14 protein-coding genes and 3 pseudogenes are annotated in these 24,650 nt (G+C 66.5%); 8 read left to right on the top strand and 9 right to left on the bottom strand.

Annotated features, from left to right (window positions below; genetic code table 11):
- Positions 1-72: 72 nt before the first annotated feature.
- The 3 pseudogenes from GA0074692_RS03795 to GA0074692_RS03785 all read left to right on the top strand — a co-directional run.
- Positions 73-456: pseudogene (locus GA0074692_RS03795) on the top strand (IS110 family transposase); the annotation flags it as partial.
- A gap of 47 nt (positions 457-503) precedes the next feature.
- A pseudogene (locus GA0074692_RS03790) lies at positions 504-737 on the top strand (IS30 family transposase); the annotation flags it as partial.
- 115 nt (positions 738-852) lie between these two features.
- A pseudogene (locus tag GA0074692_RS03785) lies at positions 853-2,064 on the top strand (IS256 family transposase); the annotation flags it as partial.
- A 317-nt stretch (positions 2,065-2,381) separates the two neighbouring features.
- Here the strand turns inward: GA0074692_RS03785 and GA0074692_RS03780 are convergent.
- The 6 genes from GA0074692_RS03780 to GA0074692_RS03755 are packed head-to-tail and all read right to left on the bottom strand — an operon-like array spanning position 2,382 to position 8,376.
- Complete coding sequence (locus tag GA0074692_RS03780) at positions 2,382-3,950, bottom strand: ABC transporter ATP-binding protein (protein ID WP_176738275.1); 1,569 nt, start codon at positions 3,948-3,950, stop codon at positions 2,382-2,384.
- Positions 3,947-4,813 (bottom strand): ABC transporter permease, encoded by an 867-nt coding sequence (locus GA0074692_RS03775; protein ID WP_141725134.1) that lies wholly within the window; start codon positions 4,811-4,813, stop codon positions 3,947-3,949. Before GA0074692_RS03775 ends, GA0074692_RS03780 begins: the two co-directional genes overlap by 4 nt.
- A complete protein-coding gene (locus tag GA0074692_RS03770) occupies positions 4,810-5,814 on the bottom strand; it encodes an ABC transporter permease (protein WP_091639357.1) in 1,005 nt (334 codons plus the stop codon). The genes GA0074692_RS03775 and GA0074692_RS03770 overlap by 4 nt, the downstream gene beginning before the upstream one ends.
- Complete coding sequence (locus tag GA0074692_RS03765) at positions 5,811-7,376, bottom strand: ABC transporter substrate-binding protein (protein WP_091639355.1); 1,566 nt, start codon at positions 7,374-7,376, stop codon at positions 5,811-5,813. Before GA0074692_RS03765 ends, GA0074692_RS03770 begins: the two co-directional genes overlap by 4 nt.
- Positions 7,373-7,819: a hypothetical protein gene (locus GA0074692_RS03760; protein ID WP_091639353.1), complete on the bottom strand. Its 447-nt coding sequence runs from the start codon at positions 7,817-7,819 to the stop codon at positions 7,373-7,375. Before GA0074692_RS03760 ends, GA0074692_RS03765 begins: the two co-directional genes overlap by 4 nt.
- Positions 7,816-8,376: a cucumopine synthase-related protein gene (locus GA0074692_RS03755; protein ID WP_141725133.1), complete on the bottom strand. Its 561-nt coding sequence runs from the start codon at positions 8,374-8,376 to the stop codon at positions 7,816-7,818. The genes GA0074692_RS03760 and GA0074692_RS03755 overlap by 4 nt, the downstream gene beginning before the upstream one ends.
- Positions 8,377-8,573: 197 nt before the next feature.
- Here GA0074692_RS03755 and GA0074692_RS03750 point away from each other — a divergent pair, with 197 nt between their 5' ends.
- Positions 8,574-9,299 (top strand): IclR family transcriptional regulator, encoded by a 726-nt coding sequence (locus tag GA0074692_RS03750; protein WP_176738274.1) that lies wholly within the window; start codon positions 8,574-8,576, stop codon positions 9,297-9,299.
- 80 nt (positions 9,300-9,379) lie between these two features.
- Here GA0074692_RS03750 and GA0074692_RS03745 read toward each other — a convergent pair whose 3' ends face one another.
- Entirely contained in the window at positions 9,380-9,604 is a 225-nt protein-coding gene (locus GA0074692_RS03745) for a hypothetical protein (protein ID WP_245730116.1), read from the bottom strand.
- 864 nt (positions 9,605-10,468) lie between these two features.
- On the opposite strand from GA0074692_RS03745, the gene ltrA reads away from it, so the two are divergent.
- From ltrA to GA0074692_RS35215, 4 genes are all read left to right on the top strand, one after another.
- On the top strand, positions 10,469-11,857 hold the full coding sequence (gene ltrA, locus GA0074692_RS03740; protein WP_245730114.1) for a group II intron reverse transcriptase/maturase: 1,389 nt from the start codon (positions 10,469-10,471) through the stop codon (positions 11,855-11,857).
- A 442-nt stretch (positions 11,858-12,299) separates the two neighbouring features.
- Positions 12,300-12,566, top strand: a complete 267-nt coding sequence (locus GA0074692_RS03735; RefSeq protein ID WP_091639345.1) for a hypothetical protein — start codon at positions 12,300-12,302, stop codon at positions 12,564-12,566.
- Positions 12,563-13,615: a recombinase family protein gene (locus GA0074692_RS35220; protein WP_218106541.1), complete on the top strand. Its 1,053-nt coding sequence runs from the start codon at positions 12,563-12,565 to the stop codon at positions 13,613-13,615. Before GA0074692_RS03735 ends, GA0074692_RS35220 begins: the two co-directional genes overlap by 4 nt.
- Positions 13,616-13,636: 21 nt before the next feature.
- Positions 13,637-14,242 carry a hypothetical protein gene (locus GA0074692_RS35215; protein ID WP_218106540.1) on the top strand — a complete coding sequence of 202 codons (606 nt, stop codon included), beginning with the start codon at positions 13,637-13,639 and terminating at the stop codon, positions 14,240-14,242.
- 529 nt (positions 14,243-14,771) lie between these two features.
- Here GA0074692_RS35215 and GA0074692_RS03725 read toward each other — a convergent pair.
- Together GA0074692_RS03725 and GA0074692_RS03720 are read right to left on the bottom strand one after the other, a co-directional pair.
- Positions 14,772-15,233: a hypothetical protein gene (locus GA0074692_RS03725; RefSeq protein WP_141725132.1), complete on the bottom strand. Its 462-nt coding sequence runs from the start codon at positions 15,231-15,233 to the stop codon at positions 14,772-14,774.
- An 83-nt stretch (positions 15,234-15,316) separates the two neighbouring features.
- Positions 15,317-24,394: a golvesin C-terminal-like domain-containing protein gene (locus tag GA0074692_RS03720; RefSeq protein ID WP_176738273.1), complete on the bottom strand. Its 9,078-nt coding sequence runs from the start codon at positions 24,392-24,394 to the stop codon at positions 15,317-15,319.
- Positions 24,395-24,650 lie beyond the last annotated feature (256 nt).

Genomic DNA, 24,650 nt, shown 5'->3' with positions numbered 1-24,650 from the left:
CCTCGTCATTAGGGCGCCGCGCGTTTCCGCCAGGGTTGCGCACCGGTACGAGCAGAGTGGGAGGGACTGAAGTTGGCGGTGTACTGCGGCATCGACTGGGCGGAACAGCATCACGACATCGCCCTGGTCGACGAGCACGGTCACCTGGTCGCTAAGGGCCGCATCGGTGACGACCTGGACGGATTCACCACGCTGGTGGAGATGCTGGCCACCGCCGGCGACAGCGCCGACCACCGGATCCCGGTGGCGATCGAGACCCCGCGCGGACTGCTGGTCTCGGCGCTACGCGCGAGCGGACGGCAGGTGTACTCGATCAACCCGATGGCGGTGGCCCGCTACCGGGAGCGGTACTCGGTGTCACGCAAGAAATCCGACCACGCCGACGCGGTGGTGCTGGCCAACATCCTGCGCACCGACACGCACGCCCACCGGCCGTTGCCGCACGACAGTGAACTGGACGGATTCAACCGGTCGTCGCAACACCTTGTCGGAGAGGTGGAGCGATGGCGTACGGGCCTGGGCAGAAGCGGGTTCGGGAGTATCGGGGTCAGATCCCTTCGCCGGGGCGACCGACGGTGGCGTGGCGTCAGGACAGGGTCAAGTTCTGGGCTGCGATCAGTCGCGGTGTGATGACCGAGGACGCGGCCGCGGTGGCGGGTGTGTCGTCGCCGGTCGGGTTTCGGTGGTTCCGGCACGCTGGCGGCGTGAATCCTGCCTTGCCGCCGACGGTGTCGGGTTGCGTCCACGGACGTGGTGTACGACTTGCCCGTGATGGGCGTGTTGCGTAGATGAGAGACGGCCATCGCGTCGATCCTTCAAGACGACCAAGTCAGAGAAGGAAGAGAGGACGCGATGGCCGCATCTGAGAGTGTGAACCCCGTTGACCTGCTGCGCGAGCAGCTTGAGGGCGCGTCGCCGGATGTGTTGCAGGCGATGATCAAAACGTTCGCGCAGGCGTTGATGTCCGCCGAGGCGGACGCGATCTGCGGTGCCGGCTACGGGCAGCGCAGCGACGAGCGGGTGAACTCCCGTAACGGCTACCGGACCCGGGAGTGGGACACCCGCGCCGGGACGATCGACCTGGCGATCCCGAAGCTGCGTTCCGGCTCGTACTTCCCGGACTGGCTGCTGACCCACCGCCGGCGGGCCGAGCAGGCCCTGGTCTCGGTCGTGGCGACCTCCTACCTGCTCGGAGTCTCCACAAGGCGGGTGGAGAAACTCGTCGAACAGCTCGGCATCCGGCAGCTGTCGAAGTCGCAGGTGTCGGAGATGGCGCAGCATCTGGACGCCCAGGTCGAGGCGTTCCGCAACCGGCCCCTCGACGCCGCCCACTACACGTTCGTCTGGACCGACGCGCTAACGATGAAAGTCCGCGAACACGGACGCACCGTCAACGTCCACGCCCTGATCGCCGTCGGCGTCAACGCCGACGGCCAACGCGAGGTCCTCGGCCTGGACGTCGCCTCCGACGAGGACGGCGCCGGCTGGCTGGCGTTCCTACGATCACTGACCGCCCGCGGACTGACCGGCGTCCAACTGGTCATCTCCGACGCCCACCGCGGCCTCGTGCAGGCGATCGGCGCCGCGCTGCCCGGCGCATCGTGGCAGCGCTGCCGCACCCACTACCTACGCAACCTGCTCACGAAGGTGCCCAAGTCGGCGCAGCCATGGATCGCCACCCTCGTGCGCACGATCTTCGACCAGCCCGACGCCGACGCCGTCAAAGCCCAGTACACGCGGGTCGTGACCACGATCGAAGCGAAGTTCCCGGCCGCCGCCGAGCACCTCGACGCGGCCCGCGAGGACCTCCTCGCCTTCACCGGGTTCCCCCGTGAGATCTGGCGACAGATCTGGTCGAACAACCCCCAAGAGCGCCTGAACAAGGAGATCCGCCGCCGCACCGACGTCGTCGGGATCTTCCCCAACCGGCCAGCGATCATCCGCCTCGTCGGCGCGGTCCTCGCCGAACAGACCGACGAGTGGACCGAAGGCCGCCGCTACATGGGCCTGGAACTCCTCACCAAAGCCCGAATGATCGTCGTCCAGCCCGACCAACACGACACCAGCCACCTGCTCGACGCCACCGCGCAGTTCCTCACCGAGATGCTCATCATCGAGATCACCTCACCGGACATGCACCGACTACCGAACCCCGACCTGCACGACGTACCGCAACTGCACTTCGGCCAGCCACCGCAGCAACCCGACGTTGAGCCGTAGACAACGAACGCCGGACCGCAGTAGCGCACAGGAAACCAACCCTCATCGCTGGACTTCGACACCAACACGGCCAACCATGATCAAAGATCCACCTGGGCTCGTTGAGCAGATCATCTCCACCGATCTGAGGAGCTTCCCGCAGCGCCGCCTCCTCCGGCGCCTCACCGACGGAAGGTGGCCGCGGCGACCAATTCTTGGGTGTAGGGGTGTGCCGGGCGGGCGAACACGGTGGGTGTCACGCCCGTCTCGACGATCTTCCCGGCTCGCAGTACCACGGTGTTGTGGCACAGGTCATGTGCCAGCGCGAGGTCGTGGGTAATGAACAGCATGGTGAGCGCGGTCGACTCCTGGAGCCGCCGAAGCAGCGACACGATCTCGGCCTGGACGGAGACATCAAGTGAGGAGGTCACCTCGTCGCAGACGAGTATCTGGGGGTCGACGGCAAGTGCCCGGGCGAGCGCGATTCGCTGTCGCTGGCCGCCGCTTAGCCGTCGTGGGAGCGCGCCGCGGTAGCCGGCGTCGAGTCCGACCTGGTCCAGGACTGAGTCGACTCGCGCCGACGCGGCTTGGCGGTCGCGGGTAACGAGCGAGCGGACGGCGAGTTCGATCGTGACGCCGACGGGGTGTCGCGGGTTCAGGGAGGCTGCCGGGTTCTGGAAGACGTACTGCACCGCCCGTCGCTGCGCGGGTGTCCGGCGGCGGACGTCGGCGGGCAGGGGCGTCCCGGCCCAGCGGATGTCACCGGTGTACTCCGGGTGGAAACCCGCCACGCAGCGCGCAAGCGTGGTCTTGCCGCTGCCGGACTCGCCGACGAGTGCGGTGGTCCCGCCGCGCGGGATGGTGAGCGAGCAGTCGTGTGTGACCGGCCGGCCGCTGTACGCCGCGGTGATCCCGTCGAGGACAAGCCCGGGCTTGTCCTCCGCTTCGGGGGCTGCTACGGCGGCCGGGTGCGGGTACGCGCCGGGCAGGGCCGCGAGGAGGTGGCGGGTGTAGTCCGCTTCCGGGTGAGTCAGCACGGAGGCCGTCGGTCCGCTCTCGACCACGCGACCGTCCTTGAGTACCACCAGCCGGTCGGCGACCTCGGCCAGCAGGCGCAGGTCGTGGCTGATCAGGACTATCCCGGTGCCGTGCTCGCGGCGCAGCCGCTGGATGAGAGCGATGACGCTTCGCGTCGTCGACACGTCGAGCCCGGTCGTCGGTTCGTCCATGACGACCACCTGCGGGTCCACCGCGAACGCCAGGGCGATCGCGACCCGCTGCTGCTGGCCGCCGGAGAGCTGGTGCGGGTAACGCGTGGCGAAGGCATCGTCGGTGGGAAGGCCGACCTCGCCGAGCAACCGCGACCGCCTGGCCGCCTGCTCGGCCGGCGAGCCGGCGTCGTGGGCGCCGAGGACCCGCGCAAACGACACTTGCAGGGTCGAGCCGGGGTCCAGGGCTCCGGCCGGATCCTGTGGCACGTAGCTGATGACGCGGCCGCGCAGTGTCCGGAGCACCCCTGGCGCGGGGTTGCGCAGATCGGTTCCGGCCACCTCCAGCGTTTCCGCCGTTGCGTCGAGTCCGCGGGCCCAGCGTCCGAGCAGCGAGAGGCCGAGCGTGCTCTTGCCGCTGCCGGTCTCACCAGCCAGCCCGACGATCTCGCCCCGGCCGACCTCGAGGTCGACGCCGGACAGCAGGTGTCGCGCTCTCGCTGTGACAACCGTCAGGCCGCGGACCGCGGCCACGGCGCTCACATCGAGCTCCGCACGGCGAGCGCCCGGGCGAGGGCGTCCCGGCCGAGGTTGACCCCGACCAGGAACGCCGACAGGCAGAGTACGGGCACCACCACCGCCCACGGCTGGACGGCAAGGCCACCCTGGTTCTCCTGCACCATCCGGCCCCAGTCGATCGAGGAGCCGCCGAAGCCGAGGTAGGCCAGCGAGGCGATGAGGACGTACGACGCGGACAACCGCAGCCCGAACTCGACCAGGCCGGCGGCCGCGATGTTCGGCACGACCTCGCGCAGCACCAGCCGGGCCCCGCCGCTGCCCGAGCCGCGCGCGGCGAGCACGAAGTCCTCGCCGGCGACCCGGGCCGTGGCGACCCGCACCACCCGCGAGGTGTGGAAGACGTGGGCGAACGCGACGACCAGGGTGAGGATCACCGGACCGGTGCCCAGGCGGGTCATGACCAGCAGTGCGACCAGGATCTGCGGCAGCAGGATCACCGTGTCGTTGACGGTCGAGAGCGCCCCCTGGGCGCGCCGGCCGCTCACGCCGAGGAGCATGCCGACGACGGCACCGCCGGTCACGCCGAGGGCCGTCGCGATCAGTCCCTGCAGCAGGAACGCCCAGCCGCCGCGCAGGACGAGACTCAGGACGTCGTGGCCGACGGAGTCCGTCCCGAGGGGATGGCCGGAACCCGGCAGGGTCAGGGGCGCGCCGACGTACTCGCCCGCCTCGTGCGGTGCGAGCCAGGGGCCGAGGACGGCCAGCACTACAACGAGTACGGCAAGGACCGTTCCGACGACGAAACGCCGGTCGGAGCGCAGGTGCGACCACAGCGACTCGGCGTCCCGGACGACCGGGATCGCGGTCGGTGGCTCCACGGTTATCACAGACGAGTCCTCTCGCGCGGGATCAGGAGGGTGCTGGCGAGGTCGGCGATCACGTAGACGGCCAGCGACACGGTCGCGACGACCATGGCGATTGCCTGGACAACCGGGATGTCGCGGTTGGCCACGGCGTCGACGAGGCCGGAACCGGCTCCGGGGAAGGAGAAGACGGTCTCGACCGCGACGGTGCCGCCGACCAGGTAGGTCACGGTGAGCGCGACGACCTGCACGCTCGGTGCGAGCGCGTTGCGCAACGCCATCCGCCACACGACCGTGCGGCGCCGGACCCCGGACAGTTCCGCCCAGGTGGCGTAGTCCCGGGTGAGCTCCTCGCGGACGGCGGACTTCACCGACTCGGCCAGATAGGGCAGCGCGGTCACCGCAAGCGTCAGCACCGGGAGCACGAAGACGTCGAGCTGGCCGAGAGGCGGCCGGTTCGGGTCGATGATCGAGGTCGGCGGCAGCACCGGCAGCACGTTGATGCCGAGCACGATCACCACGAGGATGCCGAACACGAACTCGGGGATGGAGAGCACCACCGCGACTGTCCCCGAGATGACGTGGTCGAGGACGCCGCCGGGCCGCGACGCCGCCGCCGTCCCGAGCGCGATCGAGGCCGGGACCACGATGCACACCGTCATCAGCACCAGCAGCGTGGTGTGCAGCAGCTCGCCGCCGACCAGGGTGGTGACCGGCTCGCCGGAGGTCAGCGAGTGGCCGAGGTCGAAGCGCAGCAGGCCGCCGAGCCACTCGAGGTACTGCTGCCACACCGGCTGGTCCAGGCCGAGCTCGGCATTGATCCGGGCAATCTGCTCGGGCGTGGCACTCTGCCCGAGCACCGAGCGCGCGACGTCACCCGGCAGCGCCTGGGTGAAGAAGAAGACGAAGGCCGAGACGATGAACAGCATCGCGACGGCGCGAATGGCACGGACCGCGAGGCGCCCGAGCGCCTCCCGGTGACCGCGCCGCCGGCCGGCGAAGAGCTCGGCGGATGGGGACGTCATTTGGCGATGAAGCCCAGGCCGGCGAAGTGGTAGCCGTTACCGCCGTCGGTGTTCGGCCAGGTGGAGTAGCCCGAGACGTCGGCGGCGTACGCGCTGATGCTGTCGAGGAAGGCGGGCACGAGGTAGGCGCCCCGGTCGTACTCGATCTTCTGCATCTGGGCGACCAGAGTCTTCTGCTCGGCCGGATCGACCGACCGCACCGCCTTGTCGTACGCCGTGTTGAACTCGTCGTCCTGCCAGTGCGAGCTGTTGTACGGCGCGTCCTTGGTGACGGTGAAGGCAGCCTGGTTGAAGATCCCCAGAAAACCCCAGTAGGAGAGCGACAGCGGGTACGTCCCGTAGCCATCCCCGTAGAACGTCGACTCGTCCACCTTCTTGAACGTGATATCGAAGCCCGCCGCCTTGCCCTGCTGGACCAGCAACTCGTTGGCCGCGTTCGACCAGGCCGTCGTCGGCGCTCCGACCAGCTCCACCTTCACCGGGAGAGTGAAGCCGGCCTTCTCGAGCATCGACTTCGCCTGGACCGCGTCGGGCGTACGCTGCGGCAGGTCCTTGTTATAGAGCGGGTCGAACGGCGAGAAGTAGTCGTTGCCGATCGTCGCGTACCCGTCGTACACCTGGTCGATGAGCTGCTGACGGTCGACGGCGAGCCGCAGCGCCTGACGGGCGACCGGGTTGTCGAACGGCTTCTGCTTGACGTTCATCACCCAGGTGAGCGTGCCGCTGGTCGCGTACGACTGGACGTTGAGCCCACCGCCAGCGGCGTGGATGACCTTCGCCTGGGTCGCGTCGATGCCGGAGGCCACGTCGATCTGGCCACCGATGAGCGCCTTGGCCTCGGCGGCGGCGTCGGCGAAGCTGATCAGTTCCAGGCCCGAGGTGTGCGGCCCGTCGCCCCAGTAATCCTGGTTGGCGGTGAAGGTGACCCGGTTGCCGGCGGTGTAGTCGCCGAGCTTGAACGGCCCCGAGCCGATCGGCTTCGCCGCGTCGAAGGTCTTCGGCACGATGCTCAGCGTCGGCGTCGCGAAGGCCTCCGCGAAGACCGAGGTCGGGTACTTGAGGTGGAAGGTCAGCGTGTGGTCGTCAACCTTGTCGATCCTCTTGGGGTCGACGAACGGCAGGCTCGACGCCGGCGGCAGCTTCTTGTCGAAGATGCGGTCGAGGGTGAAGAGCACGTCGTCGGCCGTCACCGGCGAGCCGTCCTGCCATTTCGCGTCGTCGCGAAGCGTGACGGTCCAGGTGGCGGCGTTGTCCCCGGCCTCGACCGACGTGGCCAGGCTCGGCTCGACCGCGCCGGTCTTGGAGAACACGGTGAGGGTGTCGTAAAGCTGCGAGGCGATCGCGTAGCCGCCGGACGTGGTGATCTTCGCCGGGTCCAGGGTGTCGCTCGTGGACAGCGAGGCGATGCCGACACGCATGCTGCGGTCGGTGTAGTCGGCGATCGCCGCGGTCGCCGAGGATCTGGTCGTGAGGGGCTCGCCGCCCGAACCGGACGTACACGCGGCCAGCGGCGTGGCGATGGCGAGAACCGCCAGCCCCGCGCCGAGGCGCCGGGCTGTCACGACGCCGCCTCGGCGTGCTCCTCGAGCAGCGACAGTTCCACCTTCGCGCCCGGCTGGAGCCAGGCGCGCAGCCCGATCAGCTCCAGCTGGTCGGCGCCCTCGACGACCCACCCGATCGCGGACACGGGCAGCGGCTCCGGCGGGATGTCGTTGCCGTACATGATCGAGATCTGCTGGCGCGGGCCGTAGTAGGACACCGCGCCCCGGATCTCGGTGTTGTCGGCGGTGACCTGCGCGGCCAGGTCCTCCGGGTAGAACATGTTCTCCCAGTCCGCCAGGATCTTCGTCTGCATCAGCAGCAAGTCGCCGGTCAGCTTCCCGTGCTGCAGGTAGGTGGTGAACGGGAGTGCTTCCCGGATCTTCTCGGCGAGCTGGGGGACCTTGTCCTCCCAGATCTCGATGACGGCGGCCTGCTCGCCGTCCAGGTTGAACGCGAGCTTCACGACGCCACCGCCTGTCCCGCGCCCTGGGCGCGCTCGAGGAGCCGCTCCAACGGGTTGGTCCGCTGGAAGCCGTTGACGATCCCCCACGGGAAGACGATGTCCACCCAGCCGTGAAGGCGGTTGAAGTACGTCATCGCCGACTCGGTGAGCCGGGCGAAATCGTCCAGCGAGGACGCGAGGCGGATGCCGCCGACGTACAACTTGAGAATCCGGCAGCCCTCGGGCAGGCCGACGTAGTCGTTCATGTTCGCCTTGTACTGACCCATCTCGTCCATGTACAAGACGAGCGTGGCCAGGTCGGCCTTCGGGTTACGGGTCGCGGTGACCCAGGCGAACCAGAGGATCTCGTCGGTGAGCGTGCGCAGTTCGTTCTCGGCGAAGATCAACGTGGAGAGGTAGTTGTTCTTGGCCCCGGTCCCCATCGGGACCTGACCACGCCCGAGGGCGAGCACCTCGGCCGGCGGGAGCTCCCAGATGTCGTCGCGTGCGGCGTTAATCTGGTCGATCACGTCCTCGACCGAGGCAACTTCCGTTCGTAGTTCTGCGCGTGCTGTCACGTGGCCTCCATCCAGTTGAGGCGCGGTGGTGATCACCGGCCCGATGTCAGGAGGCTAGACGCGAGTCCGCTAGATTCTCACTAGGTGCCAACGAGTTTCATGTGATGGTAACGGCCGTGAAACTATTTTCCACCTGATGACAATAGGGTCATTGCCAGCAGAGGTCCGCGCGTCAGCGAACCCACGAAAGGATGGTCATGAACGAGTTCGAGAAGGGGTCCGACCCAGAATCCGGGGGCGGCGCAACCCGCAGCGTCGATCGCGCCCTGCGCGTGCTCATCGCGGTACTCGAACCGGAGGCGCAAGACACCACCCTCTCCGGCATCGCCCGGGCGACCGAACTGTCACCGAGCACCGCCTCCCGGCTGCTGGCCACCCTGTCCACCCACGGCCTGGTCAGCCGCGACACCGACGGCCGCTACCGGACCGGCGTCCGGATGAAACAGATCGCGGCCGAGGCGCTGCGCGACGACCCGCTCTACGAAGCCAGCGGACCGCACCTCGCCCAACTCGCCGCGGAAACCGGCGAAACCGCCAGCCTCGGGATCGCCGCCGAGCCGGGCGCGGTGCTCTACCTGCGCCAGGCCGCGTCCGACCGGCAGGTACAGACCAAGGTATGGACCGGCCGGACCATCCCCCGCGAGGGCACCGCCCTCGGGGCCGCACTCGACGGACACGCAGAACCCGGCACGGCGCACGTCTCCCATCGCACCGACAGCGACGTCGTTGCGATCGCTTCGGCGATCTACAGCGCCCACGGCGAGGTAATCGGGGCGATCAGCGTGAACTCCCCGCAATTCCGCACCACCGACGACGAGATTGCCTCCTTCGGGGCAGCGGTCTCCAAGCAGGCGATCCTGCTCTCACGGGCGATGGGCGCCCCGCCCGCGTTGTTCAGCCGGACCGCCTCCGGCACGGCGTAGACGCAGTTCCCTCCGCAGCGGACGTCGAGTGCGATCGCTCGCGTACGGATTTACTACGGCACCGGTATCTACTGCCCGCATCAGGCAACGTTCGCCCTGTTGACTACCTGACGTAGGCGTTCGTCGGCGGCGTGCTTGTTCCGCCAGATGATGCAGCAGCGGATCATGCTGCCCTGCTCTCTGTGGCTGGTGTGATCGGTGCCGTCCAAGGCGAAGTAGCGCAGGGCGGTGAACTGGGCCTCGATCCGGTTGAGCCACGAACTGTTGGTGGACTCCCACCAGCAGGCCGCTGCGTCACCAGCCACCCTCGCCAACCCCCACGGACGCGCCCGAACACCACCAGACAGGACGGGACGTAGGAAATGCTCGTCGCACGAGCACCCACCGAGCACCCAAACGTCCACAAGGGATGGAAAAGCAAAGGGGCCCGACCGCTGTTCCAGCAGGTCAGACCCCTTGTGATCTTGCGCGCCCGAAGGGACTCGAACCCCTAACCTTCTGATCCGGTGCGCCGTGAGGCGCTGTTGTTCGAGTGGAGGTGAGAGACCGCCACCGTCTTCCTGTCGCAGCAGGTGGGCGTAGCTGAGGGCAGCCTGTTCTGGGTGGTGCCGGGACGGGTGGGAAGCGGCCCTGACAAAGCCGGGACGTGCCAGCACTACCAGATGGTGCGGGCCCGGCGAGCGAGACGAAGAGGAGTACGCGAGGAACCGGCGTCATTACGTCCCTTAATGGGTTACCGGCTCGAACCTGGTGGATAGGGGCCGGATGGCGGTGTTTCCCCGGTCGCATGCGTGGTCGGGGAGCTTCCGGGCCGGACAGGATCGCCGGTCCGGGAGGCCATGGGGAAGGTCTGCGGCGTACCCATGGCAAGGCCGCAGGGGCAAAGTCGGGCTCCTCCTTCGACGAACGAGCAGCAGTGAACACGGGAACCACCCGACCACAGCTCCCGGTGCCGCCCGTATCCAACGGACGGTCTGGGATAGGCGCACCGACCGCCGAACGGGCCGGGTGGGGCGGAGCCGCCGTAGTACTCCGAGCCGGGGAAAGCCCGTGCACATGGGGAAGGGCGGCAGCGGTTACGCGAAGGGATGGATGCTGCAATGCCGCAAGACGCGCCGCCGAACGGCGACGCCCGACCGGACGCGAGTCCGGTTCGGCGGGTAGCGGAGATGCAGGCCAAACTTCATCGTTGGGCGGCGGCCGATCCCGGCCGCCGGTTCGATGACCTGTTCAACCTCGTGCACGACCCGGCGACGCTGGTCATGGCGTTCGACCGGGTCGCCGGTAACCGGGGCGCACACACTCCTGGCGTCGACGGCCTGACCGTCGACCATGTCGAGGAGTCGATCGGCGTCCCCGGGTTCCTGGCCGACCTGCGTGCCCAGTTGAAGGCGGGCACGTTCCGGCCGCTGCCGGTGCGGGAGCGCAAGATCCCGAAGCCCGGCGGGTCGGGCAAGGTCCGCCGCCTCGGTATTCCGACCGTGACGGACCGGGTCGTGCAGGCGGCGTTGAAGCTGCTGCTGGAACCGATCTTCGAGGTCGACTTCGAGCCGGTCTCCTACGGGTTCCGGCCCAAGCGGCGGGCCCAGGACGCGATCGCCGACATCCACCTCTACGGCACCAACGGGTACCAGTGGGTGCTCGACGCGGACATCGAAGCGTGCTTCGACTCCATCAACCACACCGCGTTGATGGACCGCGTCCGAGCCAGGGTGAAGGACAAACGCGTGCTGGCACTGGTGAAGGCGTTCCTCAAAGCCGGGATCCTCACCGAACTCGGTGACCGGCAGAACACCCACACCGGCACGCCGCAGGGCGGCATCCTGTCTCCGCTGCTGGCCAACATCGCGCTGTCGGCGCTCGACGAGCACCTGACGGCGCCGTGGAAGCTGGGCGAGACTATGTCGACCAGCGGCCGCCGTAACTACCGGCGCAGCCGAGGGTTGCCGACGTGGCGCCTCGTGCGCTACGCCGACGACTTCGTGGTCCTGGTCCACGGAACCCAGGACCACACGGCCGCAGTGCGCGAGGACGTCGCCGCCGTACTCGCTCCGCTGGGCCTGCGCCTGTCGCCGGCCAAGACGCGGATCGTGCACATGAGCGACGGGTTCGACTTCCTCGGCTTCCACATCCAGTGGCAGCGCAAGCGAGGATCGAACCGGTGGCACGTGTACACGTTCATCGCCCAACGACCGACCAGGTCGCTGAAAGCGAAGATCCGAGCACTGACCCGCAGGACATCACAGCAGGACCTCCGGTCCGTGCTGACCAGGCTCAACCAGGTCACGCACGGCTGGGCCAACTACTTCCGGCACGCCGTCGCCAAGCACACCTTCCACACCCTGGACCGGTTCGCCTGGCAACGGCTGATCAGGATGCTCATGCACCGACACCGCTGGAACTGGAAGGCCGTCCGCAGACAGTTCACCACGCCAACCGGCCGGTGGCTGCCCATCACCGCGGACGGGACCGAGCACCAGCCGATCGCGGCCACCCCGGTGACCCGCTACCGGCAACGCTCGATCCCCAGCCCCTGGCCTGCACTCGACAACGCCTGACGACAGCAACCGTGGAGAGCCCGTTGCGCGGAGACGCGCACGGCGGGTTCGGCGAGCGGCCTGGAGAAACGGACCAGCGGCAACGCGGCACCGCGCTCCAGGCCGACTCAACTAGTCAGATGCCCCAACAGCAAGGGACCTCTCAACAACCGGCGGTCCAACGTGCCCTGCTCAACGAGTGGCCAGTGCCTTACGGCACTGGCCACTTCTCTTTGCCCGCCAGAACGACCGGCACACGGCCAACTCTCGGAGGACATCCACCAATGGCAACCCACCAATCCGCTACGGCACGACTCGCCGACGCATCAGACAGCCTCGCCGCCTCGCCCGATCGCGGCACCGGCGCCAACATCCCGCCCACCGAGACAGCAGAGACCCAGGAGCGAAACACGCACAACCACCGACCTGCCTCCCGACTGGGTCAACCGCCGGATGGAGGCGCATGAGTACGCCTCCCAAACATCAACATCCCAGGCAGGCCAGTCCGGCAACGGCCGCGGCACACGACAAGCGACTTGACCAGAAGACCGAAGACACCGGTTCATGGACGGTCGGCAACGACGACCACACCACAACCAACGGGGTCACCTCCGTGGTGACACCCAGCGAACCAGCCGAACTGCACCCCAGGGCAGCCGCCGCCCTACTGAACCTGCTCAAACGAGTCAACGACCGCCGCACCAACACCACCGACCAGGAGAACCAATGACCACCCCTCGACCAAAACTCTTCGCCTTCTACGGCCGTGTGTCGACGGAGGACAACCAGGACCCCGAATCGTCCCGAAGCTGGCAACTCAGCCGGGCGACCGCACTCATCCAACCCCACGGCGGCCGCATCGTCGCCGAGTACTTCGACATCGGCCAGAGCCGCTCCCTACCATGGCAACGCCGCGTCCAGGCCAGCCAACTCCTCACCGCGCTACGCACCCCGCAACGAGGATTCACCGCCGTCGTCGTCGGCGAACCCCATCGAGCCTTCTACGGCAACCAGTTCGGCCTCACCGTGCCACTGTTCGCCCACTACGGCGTCGAACTCTGGGTACCCGAGATCGGCGGCCCCATCGACCCCGACAACGAGGCCCACGAACTCGTCATGTCCGTCTTCGGCGGCATGAGCAAGGGCGAGCGCAACCGCATCAAGCTCCGCGTCCGCACCGCCATGGCCGCCCAAACCCTCCTCGAAGGCCGCTACCTCGGCGGCCGCCCACCATACGGCTACACCCTCCGCGACCTCGGCCCTCACCCCAACGCCGCCAAAGCCGCCGACGGCAAACGCCTACGCGCGCTCACCCCAGACCCCGACACCGCACCGATCGTCCGCCGGATCTTCGACGAGTTCCTCGCCGGCTACGGACTCTTCGCCATCGCCGAAGGACTGACCGCCAACCACGTCCCGTGCCCCTCAGCACACGACCGCGCCCGCAACCCACACCGCAGCGGCATCGCCTGGTCCAAGAGCGCCATCCGCGTAATCCTCACCAACCCCCGCTACACCGGACGGCAAGTCTGGAACAAACAACGCACCGACGAGGTACTCCTCGACGTCGACGACGTCGCCCTCGGCCACACCGGCGTCATGCGCTGGAACAAACGCGACAAGTGGATCACCTCCAAAGAGATCGTCCACCCACCCCTCATCGACGACACCACCTTCGAACAGGCACAGACCCTCCTCGGCCAACGCGCGCGACGAGAATCCGGCAACCAACGGCTCCGACGCGCCCGCAACCCGTACATGTTCCGCGGACTCGTCTAATGCGCCGCCTGCCAACGCCGCATGCAGGGCCAACACAACCACGGCGACGCCTACTACCGCTGCCGGTTCCCCCAGGAATACGCCCTCGCCAACAACGTCGACCACCCCCGCAACGTCTACCTCCGCGAAGACGCCCTCATCGCACCACTCGACACCTGGCTCGCCACCGCCTTCACCCCCGACCGCCTCGAGGACACCATCACCGCGATGGCCAACACCGAGCCGGACCACAACCCCACAGCCACCGCCGCCACCCGCGCCGCAATCGCCGACTGCGACGCGAAACTCGAACGCTACCGAGCCGCCCTCGACTCCGGAGCGGACCCCGCAGTGGTCACCGGATGGATAGCCCAGACACAAGCCGAACGAACCCGAGCAGAAGCCCACCTACAGACGCTTCAAACGACCGGACCGCGCCCCATGAGCCGAACAGAGATCACCAACCTGGTCCACGCCCTGGGCGACATCACCACCGTGCTCCGCGACGCCGACCCCGCCGACAAGGCCAAGGTCTACCGACAACTCGGCCTCCGCCTCATCTACCATCCAGAAACACAAACGGCCCGCGCTGAAGTGAAACTCAACGCGGACCGTGGGTGTATGGATCGTGTCCGAGGGGGGAAATAAACCCCCACGCGTAGCACCCAGACGCAAAAATGGGTGCTCATGCGATTAAGGATAGCTCAATACAGAGCGTAAACGACTGCTCGGGTTCTTTGGGCGCGATTACCTGGCTCTTCATCGGGCGGTCACCGCACCGGAATCGCTCCGGCAGGGCAAGCGGCCGGCATCGACGACGAGACCGCCATCAAGGTGACCGACGGCGACGGGTCTCCGAAGGGTGGAGGCTGTTCACGTAGGGATGAGGCCCGACCGTCATCGGCCGGGCCTCAACTCGTGGTCGTGCTACAGCATCCCAGGCGCCTTACATCGATACATCGGCATTGGCTATAAGTATTTGACGGCAACCGTGACGGCAACACAGGCAGACCGCAGCGTCGGTCGACACACATCGCCAACCAGTCGCTACCCAGCGCCACCACCGATTTGATGGCGAATTCACGCCCGTCGCCCGGGAAAGCAGCACGATCGCTCGACCCAACGGGACCACAACAGACCACATGAAGCTCGCGTGCTCGCCATCATCCGAGCGCGTTCAGGATTGATCCATCCAGACCAGGAATTCTTGTGGTTCCTTTAACCTGAGAAGGTCGCCGATCGCCGACCTTGACACGGAATCCAACCAAGAATCGAGAGGCGTTCCATCGCCTGGGAACCACCACTCCGAATGGTTCCCCGCCATTTTGAGTTCGCTATCCAGCAAATACCTATACTCAAACTGCACCTGGACATAGGACTCGTGCTCTCCGTTTGTGTCAACAACTTCTAGTTGTCGCACCACACTCAGAACGAAGGTAGGCTCTGGAAACCAGTTTACCTCCCCGTACTGAAAGAGATATCCGTCCGAGTCCTGGCCACCGGGGACATCGAACTCCGTCGCGGCGAACCTCCGGGCGAACTCTGTCAGTGCCGGGACAGGCGGGCCAGCAGGGACTTCATCGCCGACAAGGTCGCGAGCGATGTCGACCGCCTCGCCCACCTGACGTTTGTTCGACACTCGAACCTCCGTGTGCGATGCCAACAAGTTGGGGGGGTCCGCCCCTCCGCATCATCGTACGACAGGGGCGGACATAGCAGTTGCTACGGCCAGAAGCCGCCTTGGAGCTGCCTTCTAACGTGGTTGATCACGTCCAGTGCCTCACTCCTGTTCCTGGCGCCTCCCATGAGGTCGTTAACGTAATTGTAGTACTCATTGGTATGGATCCGGGAGTGCACCGATGCACCCGTAGGATTGGGCGACGAGCTACTACGCGGCAGCCAAACACCATTCTCGGCGTCGTTCACCCCAATACCGAACCGGTGGAGCTGCGCCCTCGCAGGAGTGGCCTTTGGTGAGTTGCCGGCAACGATATGGTGCGGGGAGTGCGGCGTGCTTGGTTCCAGGTCACCAGCAGCATTTAGAGCATTTCTCAACTTCTCCGCAGATCCCGGATCACAGTTGTGCACGAGGACCGGCGTGTTGCCGGCGATTACATAGTACGTGTGGATGCCGGAAATAGTAAGGTTGTGAGCACGGGCTGGCGACGTCCAATGGGTTACCGCCAGGACTTGGACGGCCCGTCCGTCCTCCATGCGGAGCCAGTTGCCGGCGCGAAGGTCCTCGGCATCAATCCATCGACCCTCATCTTCGACCCAGAAGGGGTGGCCGCCGGTGGCGACGACGCTGCCCTTCCCGCTGCCCTTTTCGCTGTCGGTGTCGACTGTCACCTCCACGAGGGCCTTCAGCCCATCGCCCACGATCAGGGCTTCGACTCGACGAGCCTCGGTGCGTCCCGTTTCCGGGTCCGTTGCGAGGACCTGGTCCCCGATCCGGATATCCTCGATGGCCCTGCTAGAACCGTCCGCCATGAGCACGGGCGTCCCAGCGGTGAAGCTGTTACAGCCAGGCGATTTACGGCCCAAATTACCGGCCTTGGCCCCTCGGACACCGGTAACGCTTGTGCCGATGGTCAGCGCGTTCTTGGTGCCCGCGCGCACTACGCCCTCAACATCTCCTTCGCTTGCCGCCTGCACCCCGCTCCACCAGGTGGAGCCAACGTCAGACACCATCCCCCACGCCGCCTTGTAGGGCGCCGTGACCGTGTTGAGGAGGACACCACCGCCGCGCTTCGCGGCACTGCCCCAGTCGCCATTTGCGGCATCTTCGACAGCCCGACCAGCTTCTACGTAGTTATCCTTGATATAGGTGGCTCCGCCTTTGACTCCACCCCAGAGGCTGCTTCCGAAATCCTTGGCCCCCTCCTTCACGCCATTCCAGACATCAGTTAAGAAGTTGTGGCCATCAATTTCGATAGCACTAATCGGGTTGCCGCCGCCAAACCCGTAACGACTACCCGTCCACGGGTCGAGACTGAGGGCCATGTCATCCAGGGCACCGTTGTAGCTGTCGCGCGACAGGAAGCGGTTCAGGCCCGGGCTGTAGTCGCGGAAGCCCATGTCGTAGGTGCCGGAGCCCTGGTCCCAGCGCTTCGCGTTGAACCGGTAGGCGTTGTAGGGCTCCTTGGTCGGGTTCGCGGCGTCCGGCTTGTCGATGCCGGTGAAGTGGGCGTCGTCGTTGTTGCCGTAGGCGGTGTAGCCGTAGGTGGCCTTGGTGTTGCCGGTTTCGTCGGTCAGTGTTTCGACGTCGGTGTGCGGGTTGTAGCCGTAGTAGGCGTCCTCTTCGCTGCCGTCGTCCTTGTGGGTGACCTGCGACAGGCGCTGACCCCACGGGGAGTACTGGTACGACTTGGTCAGCTCTCCGGCGACCTCCTCGTTCAGGATCTCGTTAGACAGACCGAGGTAGTTGAACGTGGTGGTCTTCTCGTCCGCCGCATCGGCGTCGGTGGTCTTTGTGGTGGTGCGGTCGAGCGGGTCGTAGGTATACCTCGTGGTCGACGCGCTCGCCCCGGTGCCCTTGCGGTTCTCGATGACGTGGTCGAAGCCGTCGTAGACGTTCCGCTCGATCACGGTGCCCGCCGAGGTCACCGTGTCAAGCCGGCCGAACGGGTCGTAGTTGTACGACGCCGTCACTCCACCTATGGAGGCGGTGAGCAGGCGGTTGCGGTCGTAGTTGAACGTCGTCGTGACGTTCTTGACGGTCTGGTCGATGACGTTGTTGTTGGCGTCGTGCACGTAGGTTTCCGTGTCGGCGCCGTCACCGGTCTTGACCAGCCTGGACAGGCGGTCGCGGGGGTCGTAGGTGTAGTCGCTGGTGGTGTTCAGGTACGCCGCGTGGTTGTCGGCGTTCATCTTCTTCGCGACGTCCCGGGTGCGGTTGCCGTTCGGATCGTAGGTGTAGGTGTGCTGCGAGACGAGCGTCGCGTTCGGTTTCCTCTCGACCTGGGTCTTGAGCAGCCCGTCGAGGAAGTACGTGTACTCGACGGTGTTGCCGTTGCCCTTGACCTCGGTGGCCTTCTCACCCCGGTCGGTGTAGGTGAAGGTGGTGGTCTTCTTGTCCGGGTCGGCCTCGGACTTGCCGTTGACCACCGTCGAGACCAGGTCGCGTGGGTCGTAGCCGTAGCTGGACCACTGCCGGTCGTGCTCGGTGGTCAGCGGGGCGCCGTTCTCGTTGTAGGTGAACTCGGTGGTGTTCCGGACCGTCCCACCATCGCTTTCGGTCACCCTGTCGACCTGGTTCAGCCCGGTGTACTCGACGGTGTAGCTGTCGACGCGGGCGTTCGGGGACGAGTCGGTGATGGTCTTCAGGTTGCCGTTCGGGTCGTACTCGTAGGCGTAGTCGGTTTGCTCGTTGTCGGCCTCGCCCGCGTTGTTGCGGACCAGCTTCACCGCGTCCGCGACGACCGTGCCGCCGGCCTGGTCGGACAGGGACACCTTGTGGGTGTTGCCTTCGGCGAAGCTGTACGAGCCGAGGCTGACCCAGGTGCCGGTGTTGGTGGCCTGGTTGACCGTCCGGTCGGTGTTGCCGCCGCTGTGCGCGACGGTGTACTTCGCGTTGGTGGCCGCGCCGGCGACCTGTGGGTAGCGGGCGAACACCTCATACGTGCCGGCCTGCGGCACGTTCAACTGCCACGTGAAAACGTTCGCACCAGTGCCCGCCGGGCGGGTGGCGTAGTTGTGGCCGTAAGTCCCGGTGTCCGGCGTCGCCGCGCCCGTCCACAATCCGGTCGCGGCGGTGTTGTTGAAGTCGGAGTTGTCGACCAGCACCACCTGCTTGCCGACCGGCACGCCGTCGTCCGCGCGGGTCTTCAGCTTGCCGTCCAGGTAGTAGGTCCAGGTCATCGTCCGGTTCGACGAACCACCCGCCGAGGTCACCGTCCGCTCGGTCTGGGCGCCCAGGTCGTTGTAGTCGTAGGTGGTCAGGAGGTCCCACGGGTCGGTGCTGGTTTCGGCCCAGCCGTTGTCGAAGTAGGTGTAGGTCGTGTCGTTGCGCACCGTCTCACCGGACGACGGCGGCATGCTCGTCTTCGCCAGCCTGCCCACATCGTCGTACGAGTAGGTGGTGACGTCCGCCGTGGTGTAACGGGTGTCGCCCTCGTCGTACGCGGTGTGCGTCTCCTTCACCTGGTTCAGCTCGTCGTAGACGGTGACCGTGGTGAAGTCGGTCGGGTCGTTGGTGGTCGCCACGCCACGCGGGCTGATCACCTTCGTCTGGTTCCCGACCTCGTCGTACTCGTACCTGGTCGTCCGGTAGGTGATGGTGCCGGCGTTGTCGACGTGCGGCACCTTCACCTCAGTCGGCTGGCCAACCGGGTTGAGGGTGACCTCGGTGGTGTTGCCGAGCTGGTCGGTGGTAGCCGTGACCAATCCGTCAAGGTCGTAGGTGCTGGTGATGGACTTGCCGAGCGCGTCGGTCGCCTTGGTGAGCCGGTGCGCCCGGTCGTACTCCATCTTGGTGCTGTAGTCGGTGGTGTCGGCGGTCGCGTTCTTCCGCGGGTCGATCACCGTCACCACGTTGCCGACGTTGTCGTACTCGTAGCTGAGCGTGTCGCCCTCGGCGTTGACGACGCTGGTGAGCTGGTAGATCTCGTCGTAGTGGTTGGTGGTGACGTAGTCACCGTCATCGGGCGTCAGGTTGCCCTTCGGCTCGGTGGTGGTGACCAGGTTGCCGACCTTGTCGTAGGTGAACGACGTCTTCCGCTGCGGGTCACCCGCGACGTCGACCGGGGCGAGGGTGTACTCCACCTGGTCGGCCTCGTCGTACACAGCGCTGCTCACCGCACCATTGGGGGCGAACGCCTCGAGGACGTTGTCGTTCTCGTCGTATGTCGGTGCGGGGGTGGTGACGAACCGGCCTTCGGCCTGCTTGACGGGAACGATGTTGTCCAGCGGACGACCGAACGTGTCGTAGTTCTGCCGGGTCACCTTCTGGTACGCGTCGGTCACCGTCTTGACCTGCCCACGCACGTCGTACGTGAAGGTCGTCGACTTCTGCTTCGCGTCAGTGATGGTCTCCGGATAACCGTTGTCGTCGAACCCGTTGTAAGCGGTGACGTTGCCGTTGGCGTCGGTCGCCGTCAGCATCTGACCCCACGCGTCGTACGTGTAGTGGGTCGTGTAGTCGTCGGTGTCGGTGGTGGTGCTACCCACCGGGTCCGTGACCGAGGCGAGGTCACCGTCGCTCTCGTAGCCGAAGGTCCACTTCCGCCCCTCGGGGCTGGTCTTCTCGACCATGTCAGCGACGTAGCCGTTGAGCTGCCGCTGGTACGTCAGGACCGTGCCCGCCGTGTTGTTCTCGACGGCCTCCGCGTCCCTGATCTCCGTCGGGTAGCCGGTCTTCTGGTCGTACTGCCAGGTGGAGACGGCACCGTTGGCCTCGGTGAGGTTGGTGACGTTGTGGTCGTCGTCCCACTCGAGCGTGGTCGTTTCGTTCTTCGCGTTGGTGGTCTGGACCGGACGGCCGTAGCCATCCATCTGGTACAGGGTGGCGTGGTTCTCCGCGTCCGTGACCGTCGTGTGGATCGTGTTGCCCTGCGGCCCGTCCGGGTCCACGTAGGCGAACTGGGTGGGGTGGTCGAGCCGGTCGGTGTAGGACTTGGTGGTCCAGTGCCACTTCGAGTCGTCGCCGGCCTGCGGGAAGTTGTAGACCAGGTCGGTGTCATGGCCGCGCGGGTCGGTGACCTTGACCAGCTTGACGTTCTTGTTCCCCTGCGTCATGTCGTAGGCGAACTTGAACAGCTTCGGCGCACCCATCGTGCCGCTGGATCCCTCACCGTCGACCAGCTCGGCCAGCAGGCCCTTTTTGGTGTACGTGAAGGTGAGCTTGCGGCCGGAGATGTCGGTGATCTGCGAGACGTGGTCGATGATGTGCGGCTCGGTCAGGTTCGTCGCCGACTGCCGCGTCCAGCTGGTGTCGTCGACGAACTGGTAGTTCTGGCCCTTGGCGTAGTAGTCGATGGTCAGCGTCCGCCGGCCGGCCGGGTCGGTGAGGTACCGCAGAAACTTGGTCGGCTTGTTGTTGGACTTGCGCTCCTCGTAGGTGAAGAGCATCTCGTTGTCGTTGTTGTCGACGATGCTGGAGAGGAAGCCCTCACAGTCGTAGAAAAAGCGGGTACGGTCCGGGCGGGTGAGCACCCAGGCCTTCCGCTCCTGCGACTTGTTGTCGCAGACGACAAGCCGCTGCAGGTGCAGGTGCACCCCCTTCGGGGCCTTCCACTCCGAGGCCGCGGTGTCCCAGGTGAACCAGTGGCTGGTGCCGTCGCCGTCGGTCAGGGTGACCTTGGTGGGGTTCGGGTTGGGGTGGAAGTCCAGCGGAGTACCCAGCCGCATCATCGACGAGGCCTGGAGCGACCAGCCGTACCCGGCGACGCTGTCGGTGGTGTCGAGCGAGTTGTACGCCAGCCGGACGAACGTCGACAGGCCCCGCGACGGGTTACTGAACGCGTTGTACGACCACACGGTGTTACCGGCGTACAGGTTGTTCATCAGAGTGCCGCCAGCGCCGGTGTTCTTCCCCGCGTACGAGTAGAACTTCTCCAGACCGAGCTGGTCGGAGGTCGGCTCCTCCACCGTCACGTTCTGCGGCAATGGCTGGATCGCTTGGACGCTTTCGGACAGTTTCTTGCGGGTCAGTTTGTTGCGTAGGTCCCAGTGGATCACGTAGTTGGTGCGTTTGTTGCCCTCCGTCGACGACGGCGGGGTCTTCACCTGCGCGTTGACGTCGACGGTGCCGCCGGCGGGGACGCTCTTGGGGAGTGGTGTGACCACCTCGAAGGTGGGGTCCGCGCCGTCGGTGGTGCCGTCGGCGCGCTTCCAGTCGTAGCCCAGTTCCCAGTCGCTGGGGTTCCAGGCGGTCAGGGTGGGGTTGGACAGGGTCACCGGCACCGTGTAGGTGGCGTTCGGCGTCGCAAGCTGCGGGGTGGAGGCCGCGTAGTAGGTCGATTCGGCGGTCTGCTCGAGGTAGGTAACCTCGAGGGTCGGCCGCAGCAGCCGCTCTTCGCCCTCGGAGGACAGCAGCATGGGCCGGGCGGTCTGGGCGACCTCGTCGCGTTGGCGCAGCAGCAGACCGTAGTTGGTGGTCGGGTTCTTCAGCCAGCCGTCCACGGCCGGGCTGACGTCCCAGGTCGCCCACTCCGGGTCGTTGGTGAAGCCGTTGAAGCCGGCCTTCCAGGTGGTGTCGTAGTCACCGCCCGCCGTGGTCCACGCGTTCACCCCGTCGTAGGTGTTCCACGTCGCCTTCGTCTCGTTGAAGACGCCGGTACCGACGGTGCCCGCGCGCTTGAGTTTGTAGACGTCGACGTATTCGTCCTGGTCCAGGCCGTCGTACAGGTAGGTGTTGAACATCCGCAGCTCGGCGCCGACGATCTTCGCGTCGGCCGGGATGCCGGTCAGGGCGGGGAACTTGACGAGGCCGCGGGTGTCGCCGTAGACGGTCGAGTTGTTGCCGGCGCTGACGTAGGGGTCACCGTCGTAGACGTCCACGTTCTGCGTCGGCCGCGCGGCGGAGAGGGTGGTGTCGATGACACCGTCCGTGCCGGTCGCATTGGTCGCCGCGGTGCGGTAGATGCGGGTGATCTGGCCCGCCTTCGGCAGCATCGCCGGCTGGGTCGGCCCGCCGACGAGCTGCCCGTCGCTGGTCTTTACCGCGACCATGTAGTAGTAGAACTGCCGCGCCATCGGGTCGGTGTTGTCCGCGTCTGTGGGCACCGCCGTCGTGTCCTGATACGTCAGCGTCCCGCTGGAAACCGGAGCGATCAGCGTTGCCGCCGACGGGACGAAGTTCTGGTGGACGCTCCGGTGGACCTGGTACTCGACGATGTCCGAACCCGGATACGCCGGCCAGTCCAGCACCGCACCGGTCGCGGTGATCGTGGTCGGCGGGTTCACCGCCACACCCGGACGGCCGTAGGTGACGACCAGCTTTGGCAGGTTGAAGTCCCGGCGGTCGTTGTTGTACGAGTACTCCGACGCCTCGTAGATCGGGCCACCCCGACCCTTTGTCGCCTCGTCCAAGGCCTTGACCATGAACCCGTGATTGTCGTACGTGTCGTTGACCCAGTCCTGCACGAGGTTGCGTACCGGGAACGAGTTCCACACACTCGACTTGCTGTCCTTCTTCACCGCGCCGGCCTTGGTGAACCGCACCGCGTCAGCGATCGCCGAAGTGCCCGGCACACCGTTGAGCACCACCCTGCCGGTGGTGCCCGCCACGAACGGATACGTGCCCAACGTGTACCACGTGCCCAGGCTGGCAGGCTCCGTCTGGTCGACGGTGTGGGTCTTCGAGCCGCCCGAGTAGTGCACGGTGTACGGGGCGTTGTCCGGCCGGTCGACCGGGGAACCCACGTAGTGCACCTCGACTTGGTAGTCACCCGCCTCGGTGATCGTCGGCACCCAGGTGTGGGTGTCCGAAGCGCTGGAACTCCCGTGGTAGCGGTAGTCCCCGCCGAAGCCCTTCGGCGCCAGCGTGCCCGTGGAGAACGGCCAGGACCCGACCATCGACGTCCCGGAGTCCCCGTCGTCCTTGATCACCACGTTGCCCGCCGCCGCAGCGATATCGGCGTTAATGCTGGTCCACGTCGCCGTGTCCTCGTTCCAGTCCTCAGTGATCCGACGCGCCTCCATCGGCACGTCGTACTTGTAGTCGGTGTGCGTCTGCGAGTAGTACAACTGCAACTGGGCGTCATCGATCGGCGTGTTCTGCGGAATCGAGTCCAGGTTGAACTTCAGCAACGACCGCCACGCACCCGTCGACGTGGTGCCCACGCTCAGCGGCCACGTGACCGGATCCTCCCCGTAGGCGTGGTTTGGGTCAGCCGAGTAGATCTGCGTGTCCTGCGCGTCGGCCGGCACCGGCTGAATCTTGATGGTCGGGTCGATGACCACCGGATACACCCGCGCCGGGTCCGCCAGCCACGCCGCGTCCGCCGACACGGTGACGGTGGTCTGCCCGTACATTTGCTGCACCCGCTGGGAGACCTTGTCCGACCACACCTTGCCCAGCGGAGAGGACTTGTCGTCCTTCGCGTCGTACATGAACGGCGCAGGCATCACGAACACCGGCTCACCACCGGACGGACGCACGAACGCGATCGACCCGTCCGCCCGCTGCCGAGCGGTCAGACCAGCAGTATCGAGGGTGAACGTGTACGACACCGGCCCGGTCGGTGCCTTCCGCAACACGATCATTTCCTTCAGGGCGGTGCTGGACACGTCGTAGACCACGTCCGCGCCCCCGGCCACTCCCGGGTAGGTAACCGTCGACCCGGACACCGTCGGCGTCACGCTCTTCGCGGCACCCGTCAGGCCCAGCTCGATGCTCCTGCCTTCGGCCTCGAACCGGACCAGATCCTTCGAGGTGTCACCGAACAGGCTGGTGAAGGTGTTCGTGCGGTTGCCCTGCACATACCCCTTCTCCGAAGTGGGACGCACGGTGGTGTCGATGGCCTGCCACCGGCCCTTCGCGTCCCGGTAGTGCACCGGCTCCGCCGAGATCTCCGCCTGCGTCCGGCCATCCGCCAGTTGATAGACCCGACCGTTCGCGGTGCGCTTGCCGGTCAGCTCGCGCACCCGCTTCTGCGCCGGCCATTCCTTCCCCGGCAAGGCCTTCTCGGACCGGAACAGCCCCGCGCTGATCGCCTCCGGCCGCGCCCGGTCGGGCCCGCCGTCGACCAGCCCACGTGCGGCGTCACCCAGCCGCGACAGCAGACCGCCCTCGTCATCCTTTGCGCTGTGCGCAGCCTGGTCGGTGCGGCCGGGATCGCGGCCCGTCACGGCCTCCATCCCGCCCAGTGTGGCCACCAAGGCCACGACCAGCCCCCCGACCAGGAGGCCCCGTGATCGACCCTTCACCATCACCCTCCGCTCCACCAAAGACACGACGGGTGCATGCTAATGATCGTCGATATACACAGAGCTATCGCCCAAATACATTCCGTCCTTGACCTGGGCAGCTTCAGGCGAATAGACCACGGGCAGCGGTAACTCCATCCGGGCGGGCACTCGGGCGTGAGATCCGCAGACACAGTGGTGGTCGCCG

This window comes from Micromonospora pallida (genome assembly GCF_900090325.1).
Classification (GTDB): Bacteria; Actinomycetota; Actinomycetes; order Mycobacteriales; family Micromonosporaceae; genus Micromonospora; species Micromonospora pallida.
The sequence above is the reverse complement of the archived record's forward strand: the minus strand, read 5'-3'. Positions and strand labels throughout refer to the sequence as shown.